The following is an 18,079-nucleotide window of genomic DNA, read 5'->3' as shown; positions in this document are numbered from 1 at the left end:
TCAGCGACCGGCGGCCGCCGCGAGCAGGGCCAGCGGACCGCGCGCGCGCACGGTCTCGGCCTGCATGTCGTCGGCCGCGAGCATCCAGCCCGCATAGCCGAGTGCATTGATGGCCACGCCCGCGATCGACTCCTCGGCCCGTGGAACGGCCCAGATACGGTCGCGGGTCGCAAGCAGGTTATAGGGCGCCGGCGCCCCCGCCCCCGGAGCGCACCCGATCGATTCCAGCAGGCGGGTATAGCAGCGATGGAATTCCCGCGCGCCCACCACCGGTTCCGCGAGCCACGAAGACGGCAGGAGCTCGCTGGCGACGGGGAAAGGCAATGGTTCACCGGCGGCGACCGCCGCCTCCAGCGGCGGCCGCTCCGCCAGTGGGACCCACTGCAGATGCCGATGGGGCTGACTCGCCCCGGCGACCGCACCGCCGTTGAAGAACGCGAGGCCAGCGCCCGCGCGGAGTATACGCAGCCAGGCCTCGAAGTCCGTCTCATCCAGCACGCCCTCCTGCGGCTGGAACGTCCCGGTAACGATCAGCAGATGATGCTCGAGCACGGGGAACTTGTTCAGCAGGCCGACGTGCGCCGGCGGCACCGGGCCGACGTATAGCCCCTCCTCATACGGGGGCAGGAACGGGTCGCGGTCGAAGCCGCCGGCGCGGGCCTGCTCCTGGGCCGCCTCCTTGCGGGCGAGGCTGGCGACGGTGCGCAGGCGGAAAGCGTAGCCGCCATCGTGCAGCACTTCTTCGCCTGTACCGATCGGGCCAAGCGCACCACTGGCGAGCGCGCGTTCGGTGGCCGCCTGGACCCGCGGCAAAAGCGGGCCTGCCGTGATGTCGTCATCCATGCCCATCTCCGGCATCAATACCGGCGGTCGTTCAGACCGGCTCGCGTTCAAATTTCGGCAGACGCTCGAGCGCGGCGGCAACCTCATCCTCCGGGTAGTCGTAATCATCGAGCTCGCCGGCCAGGTATTTGTCGTAGGCCGCCATGTCGAAGTGGCCATGCCCGGAGAGCGTGAACAGCAGCGTCTTCGGTTCGCCCGTCTCCCTGCAGCGCAGCGCCTCCTCGATACAGCCGGCGGCCGCATGGGCCGACTCGGGCGCCGGGATAATCCCCATGGTCTGGGCGATCAGCTGGCCGGCGCGGAATGTCGCCAGCTGTTGCGGGGCGACGGACTCGATCACGCCCTCGGCATGGAGCTGGGAGACGAGCGGCGACACGCCGTGATAGCGCAGCCCACCCGCATGGATCCCCGGCGGCATGAAATCATGCCCGAGGGTGTACATCTTCATCAGCGGCGTCAGCCCGATCGAATCGCCCCAGTCCCAGGTGAAACGCCCGCGGGTCAGCGTCGGGCACGAGGCCGGTTCGCAGGCCACCAGCCGGATATCCCGCCCGGCGGCCTTGTCCGTCACGAAGGGGAACATCATGCCGCCGACATTGCAGCCGCCGCCGCAGGGCGCGAACACCATATCCGGGTAATCGCCGACCTGCTCCAGCTGCCGCTTCGTCTCCTGGCCGATGACGGTCTGGTGCAGCAGCACGTGGTTCAGCACGGAACCAAGCGCGTAGTTGGTATCGTCGCGCCCCGCGGCCTCCTCGACCGCCTCGGAGATCGCGATCCCGAGCGAGCCGGGATTGTCGGGATCCTTCGCCAGCACATCGCGCCCCGCCTGGGTCAGGTTCGACGGACTCGGGATCACCTCGCCACCCCAGAGTTCCATCATGGATTTGCGGAACGGCTTCTGCTCGGCCGACACCCGCACCATGTAGATGCGCACCTCCATGTCGAACAGTTGCCCCGCCAGCGACAGCGAAGACCCCCACTGCCCGGCGCCGGTCTCCGTCGTCAGGCGATGGATGCCGGCGATATGGTTGTAATACGCCTGCGGCACCGCGGAGTTCGGTTTGTGCGAACCGGCGGGGCTCACGCCCTCGTACTTGAAGTAGATCTTTGCCGGGGTGCCGAGCCGTTCCTCCAGCCGTTTCGCGCGGTACAGCGGGGCCGGCCGCCACAGCTTCAGGGCGTCGCGGACGGGCTCCGGGATCGGAATCCAGCGCTCGGTGGACACCTCCTGCTCCAGAATCCCCGGCGGGAATATCGCCCCGAGGGCCTCGGGGGGCACCGGTTCCCCGTCCGGCCCCAGATACGGTGCCGGCGCGTTGGGCATATCGGCGACCACGTTGTACCAGTGGGTCGGCAGGTCGCTCTCGGGCAGCAGAATCTTCGTTTCACTCAATGGGGCGTACCGTATGTCGGCGGGTTGGGACCTCCTATTCTACCGCAGCGGAATTTTCTGTCCTCCGTACTTGAAGCCGGTGCCACGGGCATCAACAATGTGCGACGCCTCGGGAGGCTGTCCGAGAAACCGCTCGCACGCGATCCGCATCGATCGCAAGGAAAAGCACGCAACCATGAAACGCCTCTCCGCCACCCTGCTGGTCGGCCTGCTTCTTGTTTCCAGTACTGCTTACGCCGCGTCCGAAACGTTCCCCCGGCCACCCGAGATTGAACCCGCGATCCGCTTCTGGACACAGGTTTACACCCAGGTCTCCACCGACGGTGGCCTGCTCCACGACCGCGACAACCTGGGGGTCGTATACGAAAAAATCGCGCTCGACAGCCGGTACCGCGATCAACGGCAACGTCAGGTCAACGCGCGCAAGGCACATTATCGGGAGGTCCTGCGTAACATCGCCCGCAAGGAGCGCGCGAACCTGAATCAGGAAGAACGCCGCGTGCTCGGACTCTGGCCGGAAGGCGTGAACGACAGCCGCCTGCAGCGGGCGGCGAACAACATCCGCTTCCAACTCGGCCAGTCGGACAAATTCCGCGCCGGACTCGTGCGCTCGGGGGCATGGGAGCCGCATATCCGGCGTACCCTGGAGGACATGGGGCTGCCGGAAGAGCTGGCCGCACTGCCGCACGTCGAGTCTTCCTTCAATCCGGATGCATGGTCACGCGTGGGCGCGGCTGGCCTCTGGCAGTTCACGCGCGCGACCGGTCGCCGCTATATGCGCATCGATCACATCGTCGACGAGCGCATGGACCCGTTCACGTCGAGTATCGCGGCGGCCCGCCTGCTGGAGCACAACTACTCGATCACCGACAACTGGGCGATGGCGATCACGGCGTACAATCACGGCCTGGCCGGCATCCGCCGGGCGGCTCGGCAGGTGGGCAGCAAGAACATCGCCACGATCATCGACCAGTATGAGAGCCGGACCTGGGGCTTCGCCTCGCGCAATTTCTATCCCGCCTTCCTGGCGGCGGTCGATGTCGACTTCAATGCCAGCAAATACTTTGGTCTGATCGAACGCGACGACACCATCGTCACCGAAACAATTGAACTGCCGTTCTATGCCCCGGTCGACGCGCTCACGCGGGCCTTCGATGTCGACCGTGAGCGTCTGCGCGACCTCAATCGCGCACTCCGGGATCCCGTCTGGGCGGGCGACAAGCGGGTGCCGCGCGGCTACAGCCTGCGGGTTCCGGCCGGGCCGGAACGCCCGCCCGCGGAGCAGTTGCTCGCCAGAGTGGACCAGAGCGCCCGCTACGTGGCCCAGGTCCCCGACCGCTTCCATCGGGTCCGCAGCGGCGAGACGCTGTCGGCGATCGCCTCACGCTACGGCGTATCCAGCAACGCGATCATGTCGCTGAACAACCTCCGCAGCCGCAACTTCATCCGCGCGGGACAGACCCTGCGCCTACCGGTACCGGCGGGTCAGGGCGACGATAGCGGCCGCTTCTACACCGTCAGCCGCGGGGACACGCTCTCGGGCATCGCGAGCCGGACGGGGCTCAAGGTTTCCAGCCTGGCCGCCGCGAACAATCTCGGTGACGAGCACCGCATCTACCCGGGACAGAGACTGCGGGTGGACGGCCGCGTGGCGGAGGATGCGCAGACGGTCGCGAGCGCGGCTACCGGAACCAGCGCGGATGATGGCGGAGATGCGAAGGCGGCGTCCGCCGCGCAGGAGGACGCCGCCGCCGACACCGCGGAGACCGGGAGCGGGTCGCCGACGGACGTCGCCACGACCGAAACGGATGCAGCCGAGCAGACCATAGCCGAGGCCGAATCCGCCGCCGAGACGACGGACACCGCAAGCGCGGAAACCGGATCCACCGCCACGGCCGGAGAGGCGACCGACGACACCGACAACACCGGGCCACTGGCGACGCTGCGGGCGAACAACCCGGCCCAGTCCAGTCGTGCGGAGCCCGTACCCGCATTGTCGGCCGACCCTGCGGATTACAGCGTCGCGGCCGACGGCACGATCGAGGTGCAGGCGGCGGAGACGCTCGGCCATTACGCCGAGTGGCTTGATCTGCGCGCCAGCGAGCTGCGCCGCGTAAACAACATGCGCTACGGCAAACCGGTGGTTATCGGCAAGCGGATCAAGCTGCGCTTCAGCCGGGTCGCCCCCGCGGAATTCGTACAGCGCCGTGAGGCATACCACGAGGAGCTGCAGGCGCGTTTCTTCGAGCAGTTCCGGATCGCGGGCACCGAGAAGACGCTGGTGCAGTCCGGCGATTCCCTGTGGACGCTGGCCCGGCGGGCCGACAACGTCCCGGTCTGGCTGCTGCGCCAATACAATCCGGACCTGAACTTCGAGGACCTGCATCCCGGTATGCCGGTTTCACTACCCAAGGTCGAACGCCAGGCCGACAGCCTCGGCGACAGCGACGCGACGGCCGAGGCGGATAGCGACGGTCCGGGCGACGGCAGCGGCGCCTGAGCGTACGTGGGTGCCATCCTGGACACGCGCGAGGGGCTGGCCCCACTGACGGGCAGCTGGGCGTTCGTCGATCTGGAGACCACGGGCGGGAATCCGGCCCGTAACCGCATCATCGAGGTCGCCGTGGTCGCCGTCGACGATGGCGAGGTCGTCGACGAATGGTCCCGCCTGGTCGCCCCCGGGCGCCCGATCCCGCCCTCGATCACCGGCCTGACCGGCATCGACGATTCGATGCTCGCGGATGCCCCGGCGTTCGCGGATATCCGGGATGAACTGCTCGAACGCCTGCGCGGGCGCACGGTGGTCGCCCACAACGCGCGTTTCGACTACGGCTTCCTGCGCAATGAATTCCGGCGCGAGGGCATCACGTTCCGGGCCCCCGTCATGTGCACGGTGCGTCTGTCGCGGGCGCTGTATCCCGATCACCGCGGTCATGGCCTCGACGCCCTGATCCAGCGCTTTGATCTGCCGCGCGATGCGCGTCACCGGGCCCTCGGCGATGCCCGCGCCGCGCTCGCCTTCGTCGGCGCCGCGACCCGCGATCGCGGCACCGCGGCCGTCACCCATGCGATCGAACGTCAGTGCGGCGGCCCATCGCTGCCGCCGCAGCTGGCGCCGGATGCGCTCGAGGGGCTGCCCCACAGGCCCGGCGTGTACCTGTTCTACGGCGAAGACGACGCGCTGCTCTACATCGGCAAGAGCGTCGACCTGCACGACCGGGTACGCAGCCATCTCTCCGGCGACCACCGCTCGCACACCGCCACCCGCATCGCCCACCGGCTCACGCGCATCGACTGGCAGGAGACCGTCGGCGAACTGGGCGCCCTGCTGCGCGAGGCCCGCCTGATCAAGCAGCTGCGGCCGTTACACAACCGACGCCTGCGCGAGGCCGGCGCGCAGGTCGTGATCGCCGTGGCCGAAGACGCGGACGGTTACCTGGAGCCGTTGATCGTGCCGGCACGGGCCCCGGACGCATGGCCCGGCGACCGCTGGTACGGCCCCTTCGGCGATCGCCGGGCCGCGCGGCGGGAACTGGGGCGCATTGCCGATGAAAACGCCCTCTGCCGGCGCCGACTCGGGCTCGAGAAGGGTCGGGGGAACCGCCCCTGTTTCGGCCGGCAGATCGGCCGCTGCCAGGGCGCGTGCACCGGTGAGGAAGCGCCCGTGCGCTTCAACATGCGCCTGCTGGAGGCCCTCGGCGAACGCCGGATCCAGCCATGGCCGTGGCCCGGCGCCGTCGCGATCACGGAAACGGATCCGGAAAGCGGCCGCAGCGAATGCCATGTGATCGACCACTGGCGTTACCTCGGCTCGGCCAGGGATGAGACCGAGGCCGCCGAACTCGCATCCGACCCACCCTCCGCACCGTTCGACCGCGATCACTACCGGCTGCTGGCGCGCTGGCTGCGGCGCCACCCGCAGTCCGCCCGCCGTCTCGACGCCACGCGCTGAACGCCTGCCCGCCGCGGGATCCAGCGCCCGTGACGGGCGCCCTCAGACCCGCCAGCCCGGGCCCAGCCTGGCGCGCAGACAGCGTGCGAGCCGTGCTCCGGACCGCCATGCGTTCAAGCCGGGCGGCGTTTTAATTTGATCGTCCATTCAAAAACCCGTACCGTGAATATCAACAACGCGGATTACTTGCGTCATGCCCAAGCTCGGAATGCAGCCCGTTCGCCGGCGACAGTTGATCGAAGCGACGATCGACACGATCGAGGCGCATGGCTTCGCCGAGACGACGATCGCCCGCATCAGTAAGGCGGCCGGGTTGTCGAGCGGGATCATCGCCCATTATTTCGGCGGCAAGAACGCCCTGCTGGCGGCGACCATGCGCTCGCTGCTGAACGACCTGCAGCGGGAGATGATTCAGCGACAGCGCCGGGCGGCGACACCGATCCAGCGGATCGAGCAGATCCTCGGGGCGAATTTCGCCGCGGAACAGTCGACGCCGAAAATCTGCGCGGCCTGGCTGTCGTTCTACGGACAGGTCCCGCACTCGCCGGAGCTCAAGCGCTTGCATCGGGTCTACGTGAGCCGGCTGCGTTCGAACCTGCTGCACGCCTTCCGGCAATTGCTGCCAGGCGAGGAGGCCGAGCGCGCGGCCGAGGGCATGAGTTCGATGATCGATGGCATCTGGGTCAGGGCGGCGCTCGCGCGCTGTACACCGGAAGCCGCAGGGGCGCATATTATCGCGGACGACTATCTGCGTATGATACTGAAACACTATCGCGCGCAGGCCGGTCGGCCAGACAACGGCGGTCGTTTAGGCGCGATCTGAAAGCGGAGACGAACTGCATGCAGGGCGAATACAGACAACTCTTCATCGATGGTCAGTGGTGCGACGCCGAGTCGGGCGAGACCTTCGATGACATCAATCCCGCGACCGGCGAGACGCTCGCCCGGATCGCGCTCGCCGGCGCCTCCGACGTGGACCGCGCAGTTCAGGCAGCGGCCCGCGCCCAGCGCGAATGGGCCCGCTGGACCGGCGCCGAGCGCGGCCGCGTACTGCGCCGCGCGGCCCAGCTCCTGCGCGAGCGCGTCGATGAATTCGCGCGCCTGGAAAGCCTGGATACGGGGCGCCCGATCCAGGAGACGCCCGAGGCCGACGTCGAATCCGGCGCCGAGTGCCTCGAGTACTTCGGCGGTATCGCCGCCGGCATCGAGGGCGAGTACGGCGACCTCTCGCGCGCCTTCTATTACACCCGCCGTGAGCCGCTCGGCGTCTGCGCGGGCATCGGGGCGTGGAACTATCCCCTGCAGATCGCCTGCTGGAAGTCGGCCCCCGCGCTCGCAACCGGCAATGCGATGGTGTTCAAACCGGCCGAACTGACGCCGTTGACCGCCCTGAAGCTCGCCGAGGTCTTCCGTGACGCCGGATTGCCGGATGGACTCTACAATGTGGTCCAGGGCTTCGCCGACACGGGCCGCGCCATGACCGCGCACCAGGGAATCGCCAAGGTCTCGTTGACGGGCGAGGCCGGCACCGGCAAGAAGGTGATGGCCGGTGCCGCCGAAACGCTCAAGCAGGTCACCATGGAGCTGGGCGGCAAATCACCGCTGGTGATCTTCGCCGACGCCGACCTCGACGAGGCCGTCTCGGCCGCGATGATGGCGAATTTCTACAGCCAGGGTGAGATTTGCACCAACGGAACGCGCGTGTTCGTCGATGCATCAATCGAGGAAGAATTCCTGAAACGCCTGAAGGCGCGCACGCGGAAACTGAAACTCGGCGACCCGCTCGACCCGGAAACGCAGGTCGGCCCGTTGATCTCGAAAGAGCACATGGAACTGGTGCTGTCCTACATGGAGGCCGGCAAGGAGAGCGGCGCAAGGCTCGTCTGCGGTGGCGAACGGGCGAGCGACGGCGACCTCGCAGAGGGCGCATACGTGCAGCCGACAATCTTCGCCGGCTGTGACGACGACATGAAGATCGTCCGCGAGGAGATCTTCGGCCCGGTCATGTCGGTGCTGACATTCACCGACGAGGCGGACGTGGTGCGTCGCGCCAACGATACGGAATATGGACTGGCCGCCGGCGTCTTTACGCGCGACCTCGCCCGGGCGCACCGTGTAGCGGGTGAGCTGCAGGCCGGCGTGGTCTGGGTCAACAATTACAACGTTACGCCGATCGAGATGCCTTTCGGCGGTGTGAAGGGCTCCGGCCTCGGCCGTGAAAACGGACACGCCGCGATCGAGTTCTATACGCAGCGCAAGAGCGTGTATGTGGAACTCCAGGGCGTTGATTGCGCGTACGACTGAAAGACCGGACATCGCCGACTCGACGATCCCGCAGAAGATCGTGAGCGGCAACCTGAACGAGCCGGCGATCACGCCCGCGGCAACAGCGGCGGCCGTGATCGCCAGCCGTGATCCGCTGCCACCGAATGCTGTGCCTACGGACACATCGGGAGTGGCAGATAAAGCGCCGCTGACGCGGCGGGCCGCGAGGTCTGACCGCGTCGGCATACCTCACCCCGGCGGGGGTATACAGCCGGGTTTCGCCAACGGAGCGCAGCGACCCATCGCCACGCGCTCCCGGACCGGCCGCTGGCCGGTCACGAACACGACTTCACAAGGGTGGAGGTTTTGATGATGAAACGAACCATTACGGCACTTGCGGCGACCGCCGCACTCGCCATCGGCTCCACGGCATCTGCCCAGGAAGAAGCATCCTGCGGCACCATCGAGCTCGGTCAGGTCAACTGGACCGGCGTCTCTGCCAAAACCGAGACGGCTGCGTGGATGCTTGAGGAGATGGGTTACGAGGTCAACGTGACCACGGCATCCGTGCCGATCATGTTCCAGTCGATGGCCGGCGATGATCTGGATGCCTTCCTCGGCCTGTGGCTGCCGACGCAGCGCAGCATGGTCAAGGAGCACATGGTCAAGGGCGATATCGACATCGTCACGAAGAACCTGAAAGGCGCCAAGTACACGGTCGGCGTCAACAAGGCGGCCTGGGAAGCCGGTGTCCGCAGTTTCGAGGACCTGGCGGAGAATGCCGACAAGTTCGACGGCAAGATCCTCGGCATCGAGGCCGGCAACGACGGCAACCAGATTATCCAGCAGATGATCGACGATGATGCCTACGGTATGAGCGGTCTCGAACTCCAGCCCTCCAGCGAGGCGGGCATGCTGACCGAGGTCCAGCGTCGGATCGACCGCGGCAAGTGGGCCGCGTGGCTCGCCTGGGCGCCCCACCCGATGAACATCAACATCGACCTTGAGTTCCTCAACGGGGGCGAGGACTACTGGGGCCCGAACCAGGGCGGCGCGACCGTCTACACGCAGGCGCGTGAAGGCTATGCCTGGAGCTGCCAGAACGTCGGCCAGTTCCTCGAAAACTATGAGTTCACCGTCGAGGAGCAGTCGCAGATGGCGGGCTATGTCATCAACGATGAGATGGACTACGCCGAAGCCGGCCGGAAGCTCATCGAGGAGAAACCGGAACTGCTGGATCGCTGGTTCGCCCAGGGCGGCACGTACCAGACCGGCCCGGTGAAGACCCAGGACGGTGAGAGCAACGCGAAGGATGCCGTCAGCAAGGCCCTCGGCCTCTGATCGCGCATCGCTGAAAAGCGTTGTCACAAACACCCCGCGCTCCGGCGCGGGGTGTTTTTGTTTGGGTACGGCGAAATCTCCGGCGGCGCCGTGCACCGACCGCATTGTTACACTTGCCGCGAACCACGCCTTCCCGGGGCACGCTCTGGATGCCATGATGACCGCTTCGACTCAGCAGCCCCACCGCATCGTCATCGTCGGCGGCGGTTCCGGCGGCCTGAAACTCGCAACCCGCCTCGGTCACCAGTACCGACGCGATCCGACGGTCAGCGTCACCCTCGTAGACGCCGCGCTCACGCACGTCTGGAAACCACTTTTCCACGAGGTCGCCGCCGGCACGCTCGACGTGCACGACGACGAGTGCGACTACATCGCCCACGCCCGCGCGCATCACTTCACGTTCGTCTGGGGCGCGATGGAAGGGCTCGACCGCGAGGCGCGCGGCATCCGGGTGGGCGCCCCGCGCGGTGGCAGCGATTCCGAACCCCGGACCATCGGTTATGACACCCTCGTGGTCGCCGTCGGCAGCGTCAGCAACGACTTCGGCGTAAAGGGCGTAGCCGAGCACTGCTTCACGCTCGACTCGGCCGAGGAAGCGGAGGAGTTCCGCCGCGACCTGTTCGAGGCCTACCTGCGCACGACGCCGGGCAGTGGCGAGCGCCATCCGGGGGCGCTCGATGTCGCCATCGTCGGTGCCGGCGCCACCGGCGTCGAACTCGCGGCCGAGCTCGACAAGATGCGCCATGCCCTGGCCGAGTACGGCGCCTGCGCGATCGACCCGGCCCGCGATACCCGCCTGATCATCCTGGAGCGCGCGCCGCGCCTGCTGCCGGGGCTGCCGACCGACCTCGCCGAAGCGACCCGCGACCAGCTCGAGCGCCTCGGCGTCGAGACGCGCCTCGGCGAGGAGGTCGCCGAGGTCGTGGCCGACGGGATCCACACACGCTCGGGCGACTTCATCCCCGCACGCTTCAAGGTCTGGGCGGCGGGCGTCGCGGCACCGCCCTTCCTGAGCGAACTGGGCGGTCTGGAAACGAATGGCCGCAACCAGCTTGTGGTCAAGCCTACGCTGCAGACCACGCGCGACCCGTCGATCTTCGCGCTCGGTGACTGCGCGGCCTGCCCGACCGAGAGCGGTGGCCAGGTCCCGCCGCGGGCCCAGGCCGCCGACCAGCAGGCGGGCCACCTGGCACGGGCGATCCCGCGCCACCTGGCGGGCCAATCCCTGCCCGAGTACACCTATCGCGACCGCGGCTCGCTGGTGAACGTCAATGACAGCGCGTTCGGCACGATCATGGGCGCCCTGCTGGGCAACGTCACGATCGAGGGCTGGTTTGCCCGCATCAGCTACCGCTGGCTCTATCGCTCGCACCAGCGCGCGCTGCACGGTTCACGGCGCGCCCTGATGCTGTTCCTCTCGGACCTCGTCTCCCGCCGGACCCGGCCACGCCTGAAGCTGCACTGATTCGCGCGTGGAATCGCCCCGGCCGCAAGCGGGGTCGAATCCGACCGTCGCCACGATTGCAAATCCGATGCATTCTCATCTAGGCTTGATCTCCGATTACGGACACGACTGGAGGGAACGCGATGATCAACCGTTGGCTTGTGGGTCTGGCCGCCGCGGCAGTGGCGCTGCCGGCAGCCGCCGAGAGCGTCAACGTCTACTCGGCGCGGCACTACGACACCGACGATCGCCTGTATGAGATGTTCACCGAGCAGACCGGGATCGAAGTCAATGTCCTCGAGGGCGACTCGGACGAACTGATCCAGCGGATCAAGCGCGAGGGCGATGCCAGTCCCGCCGATATCATGATGACCGTGGACGCGGGCCGCCTCTGGCGCGCCGAGGACGAGGGCATCTTCCAGCCGATCGAGTCCGACGTGCTCGATGAGCGCATTCCGGACCGGGTCAGCCATCCCGATGGCCTGTGGTACGGCTTCAGCCAGCGTCTGCGGCTGGTGTTCTACAACAAGGAGAACTTTGATCCGGACGACCTCGAGACCTACGAGGATCTGGCCGACGACCGCTTCAAGGGGCAGATCTGCATCCGCTCCTCATCGAACATCTACAACCAGTCACTGCTCGCCTCGCTCATTGCCGAGCATGGCCAGGTCGACGCGAAGGAATGGGCCCAGGGACTGGTCGACAACCTGGCCCGCTCCCCGCAGGGCGGCGACACCGACCAGATCCGCGGGGCCGCGGCCGGCGAATGCGAACTCGCCGTCGCCAACCACTACTACTACCTGCGCCTTCTGAACTCGGACGATCCGGAGGATCGCGAAGTCGCTGAACAGGTCGGCGTGATCTTCCCCAACCAGGACGGACGCGGTGCCCATGCCAACATCGGCGGGGCCGGCGTGGTTGATGGTGCGCCCAATCGTGAGGCGGCCATCAAGCTCCTCGAGTTCCTGGCCAGCGATGAGGCGCAGCGGTTGTTCGCCGAGGGCAACAACGAATACCCCGTGGTCGCCGATGCGCCCCTGCCGGAAACGCTGCAGGGCTGGCACCAGGACATCGTCCTCGACGACGTCAATGTCAGCGCCCTCGGCCGTAATAACCCCACGGCCGTGCGGATCATGGACGAGGTCGGCTGGCGCTGACACGCGCCGAGCGGCGCTCGACATTTCCTGCCCCGGGGGCCGGTTCACACTGAGCCGGCCCCTTTTCGTATCCCGGCTTGCACCGCCCCGGGCGCTCGGCGACACTCGCCGCCGCTGGCCCGACCGGACCTGCCCACCGTGCAACCGCACCGCAGCCTGTCCGCACCGGTGTCGCGCATGGCCACCGCATGGGGTCACGACCCCGCTGGATAGATGGAAGCGTAGCCGATGACCGACCGCCCCTGCAGCCACGCCCTTGTGCGCGCCGTGCACCACGGCGGCGTGCGTGGTCGGCCCACGGGCCGCACCAACTGCAGCCCGGAGGCCCGGTGATCGCGACCGCGCTCAGCCGACTCGCGCCGGCCTGGCGCCGGGCGCGCGCCGGGATCAACGCCTGGGGCGCGGCGACCTGGCTGATCGCGGCACTCGTGGCGCTGCCGATTCTGGCGGTCCTCGCCCACGCATTCGTCCCGGCGCCGGAGGTCTGGGACCACCTGGCGAGCACGGTGCTGCCCCGTTATCTCATCAACACCTTTATCCTGGGCGCCGGGGTCGCGGCCCTCGCGCTCGGGGTCGGCGTGGGCAGCGCCTGGCTGGTGGTGATGTGCCGCTTCCCCGGGCGGCGGATCTTCGAATGGGCACTGCTGCTGCCGCTGGCGGTACCGACCTACGTCATCGCCTACGCCTACACCGATTTCCTGCAGTTCACCGGCCCGATCCAGACGGCGCTGCGCGGGTTCTTCGACTGGACGCGGCACGACTACTGGTTCCCCGATATCCGCTCACTCGGCGGCGCGATCGTCCTGCTGGCGCTGGTGCTGTATCCCTATATCTACGTCCTGACGCGGGCGTCTTTTCTCGAGCAGTCGGCCTGCGTGCTCGAAGTCGGCCGCACCCTCGGGCGCACGCCGGCGCGCCTGCTCTTCGGGGTCGCGATACCGCTGGCACGGCCGGCGATCGCCGGCGGCACCGCACTGGTGCTTATGGAAACCCTGAACGAGTTCGGCGCGGTGCACTTCTTCGGCGTGGACACATTCACCACGGGGATCTACCGCACCTGGTTCGGTCTGGGCGAGCCGGTAGCCGCCGCGCAACTGGCCGCCAGTCTGCTCGCCTTCGTGATCCTGCTCGTCCTCGCCGAGCGCTGGTCGCGCGGCCAGGCGCGCTACTTCCACACGACGTCGCGCTATCGCGAGTTGCCGCGGTTCCAGTTGCACGGTGCGCGCGCCGCACTGGCGACGCTCGCGTGTGCGACACCGATCACCGTGGGCTTCCTGCTGCCGGGGGGGCTACTGCTTGGCATGAGCATCACCGACGGCGACGACCTCTTCAGCAGACGATTCGTCGATCTGACGACCAACAGCGTGACCCTGGCCGCCGTCTCGGCCGTCGTGGCGGTGATGCTGGCGCTGCTGTTGAGTTATGGGGTGCGCCTGCAGCAGAGCCGCAGCGCGCGCCTCGCCGCGCGCATCGCGGCCATGGGCTACGCCGTGCCAGGGGCCGTGATCGCCGTGGGCATCCTGATCCCGCTGGGCGCGGTCGACCGCACGCTCCACGCCTTCTTCCAGGACCAGTTCGGCATCTCAACGGGGCTGATCCTGACGGGCACGATGGTGGCGCTGGTCTACGCCTATGTCGTGCGCTTCCTGGCAGTCGCCTACAACGCCATCGAGGCCAGCCTGGAGAAGGTGACACCGAACATGGACGCGGCGTCACGCACGCTCGGCAAGACCGCCGGGCGCACGTTGCGCCTCATTCACGCGCCGATGATGCGCAGCAGCCTGCTCGCCGCGGGGCTGCTCGTGTTCGTCGATGTCATGAAGGAGCTGCCGGCCACCGTCATCCTGCGGCCGTTCAACTTCGACACCCTGGCGATCCGGGCCCACCAGCTGGCCTCGGACGAGCGCCTCGCCGAGGCCGCCACGGCCTCGCTCATGATCGTCGCCGTCGGCATCGTGCCGGTGATCCTGCTGAGCCGGGCGATGGGGCGGTCGCGTCCGGGCAGCACGGACGCCGATTGATACCGCCGACCCCTCGAGGGCCTCAGCCCGCGCCCGGGAAGACGAAGACCTGGGACCAGTCGAGCTGCAGGGTGACGGGCTGATTCTCGGGGGGCAGGAATACGCCCGGCATGCGCGAGTGCATGTGGACTTCGCTGCCGTCGCGGGCATGGGCGCAGACGTGGATCAGGCTGGTCCGCCCCAGCAGGCGCGAGACCATGACGTGGCTCGTATCGGGGACCTCCATGGGCTCGCCGAGCGGCACCAGGTGGATGGCCTCCGGACGCACCAGTATCTGCACGGGCGTGCCGTCCGGCGTGTCGGGCACGTCGATGGGCCCCACGACTGTATCGACATGGCCGCCTTCGACGACGCCATCGAGGCGATTCACGTCGCCGAAGAAATGCACGACAAAGGGATCGACCGGGTGGCAGTAGAGTTCGACCGGCGGCCCGGCCTGAACGATGCGGCCGTGGCGCATCAGCGCGATCCGGTCGGCCATGAACATGGCCTCCTCGGGGTCGTGCGTCACCAGCAGCGTGCCCGTTCCCACCTCTTTGAGCGCATGCAGCGTGTCGTCCCGGATCTGGTCGCGCAGGCGCGTATCGAGCCCGCTGAAAGGCTCGTCGAGGAGCATCAACGGTGGCGCCGGCGCGAGCGCGCGGGCGAGCGCGACCCGCTGTTGCTGGCCGCCCGACAGCATGTGCGGATACGTCTGGGCGTAGTCGAGCATGCCCAGCCGCTCCAGCAGCTCGCGGCCGCGCCGGGCGCGCTCACGCGGGGCGAGGCCATCGAGACCGAAGGTCACGTTCTCCAGCACGGTCAGGTGCGGGAACAACGCCGATTCCTGGAACATGAGACCGACGTTGCGGTGCTCGGGCGGAACCTGACGGCCCCCCGCCGCCTGCGCCATGAGCTGCCCGTCGATACGGACTTCGCCCCGCTGCAGCGTCTCCAGGCCCGCGGCGAGGCGCAGGAGCGTGGTCTTGCCGCAGCCTGAGGGCCCCAGCAGGCAGACGACTTCGTGCGGCCGCACGTCCAGCTCGACGTCATCGACGGCGACCAGTCCACCGAAGGCGTGGCGGATGTCGCGCATCGCCAGTACGTCATGACGCTCGGCGCTCGACGCCGGTTCGACCGGCCGCGACCGGTGTTCGGGCAGCATTTGGGTCGCCATGGCGGCGGTGACGTCCCCGGGGATGGTGGCAAGTAAGAGAACGATAACAGAGATACGGACTGGAATGCTTCTCAGTCGCTGAACGCCCCGCCCGGTGACGGCGACACCCTCGCCGTCACCGTTACCGTTACCGGGCGCCTACCGCCTTATCGTTGTGCCACCAGACGCTGCAGCCGATCGATCTCGTTGACCATGTCCCACCGGCCACCATCGTCCTGCACACGCTGCTGCCAGTGGCTCACGCGCTGGCGGTAGTGGGCCGGATCGATGTTGTCGCGATCGCGCCGGATGACATTGACCGCGACGACCTCGATACCGTCCAGCTCCAGTGGCCCGCTTCGGTCGAGTTCCGGCTTCAGATCCTCGTCCAGATCCGACAGCAGGAAGATCTGCTTGTCCGCCGCTCGGGTCCGCTCCAGGAAATCCCGCGCCAGCAGGATGCCGCCCGTGAGATCGCTGTGCGCGCTGGGCACGCTGAAGCGATCGAGAAAGGCATCAAGCTCCTTGCGGACGGCGCGTTTCTGGTCGTTGGCCACACTGGGCCGATGATCGAAATCGACCCGCGCGATGAAATTGCGGTCGCTGTAGCTCGTGTTGTCGATGAACGCCACGGCGATGGAGTCGCCCGGATCGAGACGTCCCAGCAGCAGGCTCGTCACCCGGCGGGCCTTCTCGATCTCGGTCGCGTACTCCCCCGAGATATCGATCAGAACGACCGCCGCACGATTGTGGGGTCCGCTGTCGCAGCCCGACAGCAACACCGCCACCAGGGTCAGCAGTCCGGCCGTCGCCGCCCGCGCACGGCGCGGGTGGCGCTCCGGCGCATTCGTAACGCGCGGGTTGCGATGGAATGGATTGAGATAGGTCATGGTTCAGCCCTCCGCCGGGGTCGGTTCGACGCCGAGATCCGGCTCCTGCCGCTCACGGCTCCCGCGGCGCTTGCGGCCGCGCTGTTTCGTACCGCTTTTGGCGCCACCTTCATCGATGGACGCTTCCGAGGCTTCCCTCTCGTCGCCCTCGCCGTGCCGCCGATTGGCCGCGGCCTCGCCGAGTGAAGCCCCGCCGCGGACCGCCATCCGCTCGATCGCCAGCGGCAGCATGACGAACAGGTCGTACAGGCTGATCAGCATCCGGCTCAGGTGCCGCGCGCTGCCACCCACGATGCGCAGAACCACGCGCAGCGTGCGCAGCAGGCCGAGCGCGACCAGCCCGAGCACGGTCCGCAGCGAATGGATGAACGACTCCAGCGGGATGCCGACGAAGGCCAGCGCGAACGGCAGGATGAAGCCGAGCATCATCTGCGCGACGGACGGAATCCAGCGGAACTGCGCGTCCGCGATCTGCGCACCGGCGAGCGACTGCGTCAGCTGCTGCTGATCGAGAATGAGCAGATCGCGCAGATACGCCAGTGAGGCCTCGATGCTCGCGAAGATCACGAGGATCACCAGTGCCGCGATGCCCATGCCCTTGCGCATGCGGTCATCCATCCGCCCGATCATCGGGAACAGGCTGGTGATGCCCAGTGCCTCCAGCAGGAAGATCCCCATGGAGATCTCGACCATGATGATCACGAGCGCCGCGATGTCGGACACCGGCATGCCGGCGAACCAGGCGCCGCCACTGACCATCTCCGACATCGGCAGCGCGATCAGATGGAAATTGATCAGACCACCGAAGGCCGAGACGGCCAGGATCAGCGCGGCGATGAAGAACTGCGTCAGCGATGACGCGGTCAGCGAATGCAGCGCCTTGTCGTCGTTGTTGCGCATGGCTTCGTAGTTCGCCATGTGCCGGTCGATCGACTCCGCGCGGCCGTCGAGACCGCTGATCGTCTTCTGCACCTTCTCCATGTTCTGCTTCAGGCCGCGCCAGTCCGAGGCCATGCCGCTCAGGATCTTGTGGCGCTCCTGGGCGTTCTTCTGATACGCCTTCAGCGTTTCCTTCTGCGCGCTCTCGACCGAGCTCTTGATCTCGTTGAGGATCTTCGTGATGGCCGGATCGCCCGAGTTCGGCAAAGCCGAAATGGTCTGCACCACTTCCGACCATTCGGGCGGCAACGGCGCGTTATGGGTCGAGGCCTGGTAATCCGCCTCGACCTTCTCCAGCGTCTCTTCGAGCTCCCGATGCAGCGCCGGGTACTGCCCGAGTTCGCGATCGACGATCGACTTGACCCGGGAAAACTCGCGCTCGATGGCCTGCTCGGTCGCCTCGCGACCCTGGGCGACGAGGACGTCGCGGTTGCGGGCCGAGACCCGCTGCTCGAGCTGGCGCACGCTGGTCGCCGCCAGCCGCAGCGCGTGATCGATCGCACGCCCCGTGCTCTGCAGCAGTTGATGGGCGTGCGGGCGCCCGAAGTAGAGAACGACCATGGCGATCGCCAGCCAGATCGCCACGGACAGCGCGGGTGATGCGCTCCAGATGGTGAGGATATCCCACATGACATTGTCTCCCGTTGCGTGTCGATGCCGCGGCCGCCGCCCGACCACCGGGCGGCAACCGCCGCG

At 67.6% G+C, this 18,079-nt stretch carries 13 protein-coding genes; 8 read left to right on the top strand and 5 right to left on the bottom strand.

All coding sequences use genetic code 11. The features are described 5' to 3' along the window. Entirely contained in the window at window positions 1–843 is an 843-nt protein-coding gene (locus A0W70_RS04590; protein WP_067560939.1) for an ATP adenylyltransferase family protein, read from the bottom strand. Between the two features lie 31 nt (window positions 844–874). Then, window positions 875–2,239: a TrpB-like pyridoxal phosphate-dependent enzyme gene (locus tag A0W70_RS04585; protein ID WP_067560937.1), complete on the bottom strand. Its 1,365-nt coding sequence runs from the start codon at window positions 2,237–2,239 to the stop codon at window positions 875–877. A gap of 175 nt (window positions 2,240–2,414) precedes the next feature. On the opposite strand from A0W70_RS04585, the gene A0W70_RS16955 reads away from it, so the two are divergent. From A0W70_RS16955 to A0W70_RS04545, 8 genes are all read left to right on the top strand, one after another. Next, entirely contained in the window at window positions 2,415–4,739 is a 2,325-nt protein-coding gene (locus A0W70_RS16955) for a LysM peptidoglycan-binding domain-containing protein (protein WP_067560935.1), read from the top strand. Between the two features lie 6 nt (window positions 4,740–4,745). Beyond that, a complete protein-coding gene (locus tag A0W70_RS04575) occupies window positions 4,746–6,191 on the top strand; it encodes an exonuclease domain-containing protein (protein WP_067560933.1) in 1,446 nt (481 codons plus the stop codon). A gap of 193 nt (window positions 6,192–6,384) precedes the next feature. After that, window positions 6,385–7,014 (top strand): choline-binding transcriptional repressor BetI, encoded by a 630-nt coding sequence (gene betI / locus A0W70_RS04570; protein WP_067560931.1) that lies wholly within the window; start codon window positions 6,385–6,387, stop codon window positions 7,012–7,014. A gap of 17 nt (window positions 7,015–7,031) precedes the next feature. After that, window positions 7,032–8,495, top strand: a complete 1,464-nt coding sequence (gene betB / locus A0W70_RS04565; protein WP_067560929.1) for a betaine-aldehyde dehydrogenase — start codon at window positions 7,032–7,034, stop codon at window positions 8,493–8,495. A 333-nt stretch (window positions 8,496–8,828) separates the two neighbouring features. After that, window positions 8,829–9,797, top strand: coding sequence for a glycine betaine ABC transporter substrate-binding protein (locus A0W70_RS04560; RefSeq protein WP_070988402.1), 969 nt, complete (start codon window positions 8,829–8,831; stop codon window positions 9,795–9,797). A gap of 157 nt (window positions 9,798–9,954) precedes the next feature. Then, window positions 9,955–11,262, top strand: coding sequence for an NAD(P)/FAD-dependent oxidoreductase (locus A0W70_RS04555; protein ID WP_067560925.1), 1,308 nt, complete (start codon window positions 9,955–9,957; stop codon window positions 11,260–11,262). Between the two features lie 122 nt (window positions 11,263–11,384). After that, window positions 11,385–12,398 (top strand): Fe(3+) ABC transporter substrate-binding protein, encoded by a 1,014-nt coding sequence (locus tag A0W70_RS04550; RefSeq protein ID WP_067560922.1) that lies wholly within the window; start codon window positions 11,385–11,387, stop codon window positions 12,396–12,398. Window positions 12,399–12,727: 329 nt separating this feature from the next. Beyond that, window positions 12,728–14,419: an ABC transporter permease gene (locus A0W70_RS04545; RefSeq protein ID WP_067560920.1), complete on the top strand. Its 1,692-nt coding sequence runs from the start codon at window positions 12,728–12,730 to the stop codon at window positions 14,417–14,419. A gap of 22 nt (window positions 14,420–14,441) precedes the next feature. On the opposite strand, the gene A0W70_RS04540 is transcribed toward A0W70_RS04545, so the two are convergent. From A0W70_RS04540 to A0W70_RS04530, 3 genes are all read right to left on the bottom strand, one after another. Beyond that, the gene (locus A0W70_RS04540; protein WP_245675808.1) at window positions 14,442–15,575 is read right to left on the bottom strand and encodes an ABC transporter ATP-binding protein; all 1,134 of its coding nucleotides are present in this window, start codon (window positions 15,573–15,575) and stop codon (window positions 14,442–14,444) included. 146 nt (window positions 15,576–15,721) lie between these two features. After that, window positions 15,722–16,444 carry a VWA domain-containing protein gene (locus tag A0W70_RS04535; protein ID WP_245675807.1) on the bottom strand — a complete coding sequence of 241 codons (723 nt, stop codon included), beginning with the start codon at window positions 16,442–16,444 and terminating at the stop codon, window positions 15,722–15,724. A 3-nt stretch (window positions 16,445–16,447) separates the two neighbouring features. After that, window positions 16,448–18,013, bottom strand: a complete 1,566-nt coding sequence (locus A0W70_RS04530; RefSeq protein ID WP_067560918.1) for a hypothetical protein — start codon at window positions 18,011–18,013, stop codon at window positions 16,448–16,450. Between the last annotated feature and the right edge of the window lie 66 nt (window positions 18,014–18,079).

This window comes from Halofilum ochraceum (assembly GCF_001614315.2).
GTDB lineage: Bacteria > Pseudomonadota > Gammaproteobacteria > XJ16 > Halofilaceae > Halofilum > Halofilum ochraceum.
Note: the sequence above shows the minus strand (reverse complement) of the source record. Positions and strands in the feature narration are given on the sequence as shown.